Annotated in this window: 4 protein-coding genes and 1 pseudogene; all 5 read right to left on the bottom strand. The window is 59.4% G+C overall.

The window, feature by feature from the left end; all coding sequences use genetic code 11:
* A pseudogene (locus ACFOFO_RS20735) lies at positions 1 to 303 on the bottom strand (helix-turn-helix domain-containing protein); the annotation flags it as partial.
* A gap of 216 nt (positions 304 to 519) precedes the next feature.
* Positions 520 to 1224 (bottom strand): glutathione S-transferase N-terminal domain-containing protein, encoded by a 705-nt coding sequence (locus ACFOFO_RS20730; RefSeq protein ID WP_390332699.1) that lies wholly within the window; start codon positions 1222 to 1224, stop codon positions 520 to 522.
* Between the two features lie 179 nt (positions 1225 to 1403).
* Complete coding sequence (locus tag ACFOFO_RS20725; RefSeq protein ID WP_390332697.1) at positions 1404 to 2420, bottom strand: GlxA family transcriptional regulator; 1017 nt, start codon at positions 2418 to 2420, stop codon at positions 1404 to 1406.
* The gene (locus tag ACFOFO_RS20720) at positions 2365 to 3015 is read right to left on the bottom strand and encodes a DJ-1/PfpI family protein (RefSeq protein WP_390332695.1); all 651 of its coding nucleotides are present in this window, start codon (positions 3013 to 3015) and stop codon (positions 2365 to 2367) included. The genes ACFOFO_RS20725 and ACFOFO_RS20720 overlap by 56 nt, the downstream gene beginning before the upstream one ends.
* 367 nt (positions 3016 to 3382) lie before the next feature.
* On the bottom strand, positions 3383 to 4197 hold an 815-nt coding region (locus ACFOFO_RS20715; RefSeq protein WP_390332691.1), incomplete at its 5' end, for a LysR substrate-binding domain-containing protein.

The following is a 4197-nucleotide window of genomic DNA, read 5'->3' as shown; positions in this document are numbered from 1 at the left end:
CGCCTCGAGCGTGGCCAAGGCCGCCGCCAGCGAGCGCGGCGAGCTGCCGAGGTCGCGCACGGCCAGCGCCACCTCGGCCTCGGCGACGACACAGCGAGCGCGCGCCACCTCCTCGTGGGCGCCGAAGCCACGGGCGGCGCGCCGAAGAAGCTCACGGGCGCGCGGGTGCTCGCCGAGCTGAGCCATGGCGATGCCGCGCAAGGCCAGCGCCGGCGGGTCGTCGCGCAGGGCGACCCGCTTGAGGGCGCCGAGCGCGTCGCCGGCGGCGAGGGCGCGCGCGGAGGCGGCGATCAGGGAGTCCATGACGACATGCTACACCGCCGCGCTGATGTCGCGCCGCGCTTGTGAGACTTCCCGGGCGCTGGCGTGCGCGCCCAGAGATCGGATCGGCGTTGAACATGCAGCCCCGGCTTCGACCGCGACCGAGACATTGAGCGTCTGCTTTTGGCGGTCGAATTCGAGGCGCTCGGGGGTGCGACCCTGGTCCGAGGCAGGAACATCATCCAGCCTGTGCGAAGATCAGGTCCGGCTGGGGATGCCGATACCTTTTGCGACCGCTGGACGCGCAAGGAAGGTATCGAGCGCCCGCGTGACATGCGGGAAATCGGAGATTCCCACCAGATCGCTGGCCTCGTAGAATCCGACCAAGTTGCGCACCCAGGGAAAGGTGGCCATGTCGGCGACGGTATAGGCATCGCCCATGATCCAGCGACGGCCTGCAAGCCGCTGATTGAGTACGCCGAGCAGGCGCCTCGATTCCGCCACGTAGCGGTCGCGCGGGCGCTTGTCCTCGTATTCCTTGCCGGCGAATTTGTTGAAAAAGCCAACCTGGCCGAACATCGGCCCAATGCCGCCCATCTGGAACATCAGCCACTGGATCGTCTCGTAGCGGCCGGTGCAATCCTGCGGCATGAACTGACCGCTCTTGTCAGCGAGATAGATCAGGATCGCGCCGGATTCGAACAGCGCGAGTGGCCGACCGTCCGGACCGTTGGGATCGAGGATCGCCGGGATCTTGTTGTTGGGATTGAGCGATAGAAATTCCGGCGACATCTGGTCATTGCGTTCAAAGCTGACGAGATGAGGCTCGTATGGCAGGCCGCTCTCTTCCAGCATGATCGAAACCTTGACGCCATTGGGGGTAGGCAGGGAATAGAGTTGGAGTCGGTCCGGGTGCCGGGCGGGCCATTTCTTTGTGATGGTGAAGGCAGAGAGATTGGTCATCGTGAAACCTTTCTTCAAGTATGGGTCTGTGTGGATATTCAGGCAATCGACCCGACGAAAGTAATCGGTTGAAGGGCGGCTATGGGAGATATCGGACTAGCTTTCAGCGGCAGGTGATGGCCGTTGTGCGACTTTTACGAATATCCCACATTCCGCTTTTAGCGCATGTTCAGGACTAGTCAAAAATGGCCTGTCGCTGCGTCCCGGTCGATTGCGCGGTAGTGGCTCGGCGGCGTCGTTTCGAATTTTTTCCAGATGCGCCGCAACTGCCGGGTTGAATTAAAGCCCACTTTTTCGGCGACACGTTCGATGCCCAGATCGGACTGCACCAGCAGCTCGCGTGCCAATCCGATGCGGATGCGGTGCAGATAATCCACCACGCCGGTTCCAGTGTGCTCGCGAAACAATCGCGTCAGATGACGCTCGCTGCTGCAGGCAATTTGCGCCAATTGCGCAATGGTCCAATCGGCAGACGGATTACCAATGATCGCGTCCTGTACGCGATGAATTGCCGGATGGAGGTGATTGCGGAATGCCAGCCACGGCGACAATTGCGGGTCGGTGCCGGCGCGCCGCATATAGATGACCATCGTTCTAGCGATGGCGGCGGCGAATTGATACCCGGCGATCTGTGCCACCACATGCAGCGTCAAGTCGATCCCGGCGGTGACCCCAGCGCTGGTGTAGGCAGAGCCGTCTTCGACGAAGATCCGATTCTCTAGCACCCGCGCGCGTGGCGCCAGCTTGCGCAAACTGTCGTAATGATTATGATGCGTGGTGCATTGCCGATCATCGAGCAAACCAGCATAGCCCGCCAGCAGCGCGCCGGTACAGATGCACAGCAGGCGGTGGCTCGGCTTGACGTGTCGGCGTAACCAGGCGACGGTGGCTTGGGCTGCGAGGCCGCTGAAATCGTCGTCATTGCCGGTGCAACCGATTAATAGCAGCATTGCATTGGTGGGCACACGCTTCGGCAGAGCGGAGAAACCCGCCAAACTCAGCCCGATCGATGTGTCGATGCGTGATTCGGCACTAATGTAGCGCAAGTCAAACAGCGCTGGCCTGCCTTCCATTTCCGCGAGGCGATTGGCATAACGCAGAACTTCTGCCGGACCGATCAGATCCAGTGCCAGCGTATTTTCACGCAGCAAAATATAAACCGGAATCGGCTGTTTGGGCGGAGTTATCTGTTCCATGGGTATTCCATCGATATTCCATTTGCTTTGCCGTGGCATTCGCCAGTTGCCTGCCCGCCAGACGTTCGACCAGATGCAGGCTCATGTCGATGCCAGCCGCAATACCGGCGGAAGTCACTACTTTACCGCAGTCGATCCACGGCGCATCCTGGCGCACCGTCACTGCGGGGAAAGAGGCTCGCATGTCATCCTGGTCCTGCCAATGCGTCGTCGCATGTAACCCATCCAGCAGGCCCGCCTTGGCGAGCAGGAAGGCGCCGGTACACACCGATGCCGTGATCGTCGCATCCCTGGCCTGGGTACGAATCCAGTTGATCACGGCCGGATTATCGAGAACTTCCGATACATCACCGCCTGGGACGATCAGCACATCAATATCCGCTGACGGTAACAGTACGCAATCCGGCAGAACCTTCATGCCGCCGCGGGTGCGGATAGGGCGCATTTCGTCTGCGATCAGAAAGCACCGGAACAGCGTTTGCGCCGTAGCAAGGCGCGCATACACGCGTGCGGCAGTCGAGAACACTTCATAGGGACCGGAAAAGTCCAGTATCTCGACGTCATCAAAAATCAGTATGCCTATGCTCAACATCATTCACCCCTTCCCATGTGGATACGCGGATGGCGGCGCCATCAAAAGACGGCGCTGGCCCGGATCGGGATACGTCGTCAAAATCATCTTATGCGATGAAGACAGGGCGGCGAAATACGTGTGGCAGACAGGATGCGGACAAAAACGGCCATGGGTAATTACGGCGCATTCATTTTGGCGCCGGGCCACTTTAGGTTTTGGTTGGCCCCTTATGGGGTACGCCATTCGTATGTCAATGCCGGGAGCCGTCTATCGTGGGTAGGATCATTTTGACCCGAACCCGACATTGCTACTCATCCAGTACTTGCAGCGAGCCTCAATTACTGGCAAGGGGTTATTCGCTCTTTCTATAATTTTCTTGTGCCGTTACTTATGAATTGGATTCCAGTATTCCGCCCGTTAGCCGCTGCGCTAAAAAACTGACCAACGCTGCAACGCGAGGCGCCAATGCCTCTTGTTTATAAAATACCGCCCATACCGGCTGTGTCCAGGGCAGTGTCACTGATTCCAGTATGGCCACCAAATGGCCGCTCGACACATCATGACGAGTGAGAAAATCGGCTAGGCAAACCACCCCGGCACCGGCCAATGCAAGGTGACGCAACGTCTCGCCACTGGAGGCCGTAATAGCTGGTGCCACTGGCAATCCATCGCCACCCTGTTGCGGCAAGGGCCAGATATTCAGCGAGGCTGGGGCGGTAAAGCCGAGTAGGCGATGACCTGAAAGCTTATCTATTTTATCTGGGGTACCGTGCCGGGCCAGATACTCAGGAGACGCCAGCAACCGCAGACGACTTGTCCCCAGACGTCGGGCGTTCAGAGTGGAATCGGCCAGCGGACCGATGCGAATAGCCAGGTCTGCACGCTCCTCAATCAGATCGACCACGGTTTCGCCACTCATCAGCTCCAGTCGCACCAACGGGTAAGCATCCAGAAAATCCGCTACCAACGGTGCAATCAGGTGATCCAGGACCGGCGTGGCGGCATTGATACGCACCAGGCCTGAGGGTTGCGCAAGACGGGCCGCCAGTTGCTGTTCCGTGTCCTGCAAGTCGGACAGGATTTTCCTTGCCCGCGCGAGTAACCACTCACCCTCATCGGTCAGGTCCAGTCGACGGGTAGTTCGTTTCGTGCTTATCCGGTTAGCTCCCAAGCCTACTAGATGTAGTGGATCGTGATTTCGCG

The organism is Pseudundibacterium arcticum (assembly GCF_042646465.1).
GTDB lineage: Bacteria > Pseudomonadota > Gammaproteobacteria > Burkholderiales > Burkholderiaceae_D > Undibacterium_A > Undibacterium_A arcticum.
This window is presented reverse-complemented; position numbering and strand designations above follow the sequence as displayed.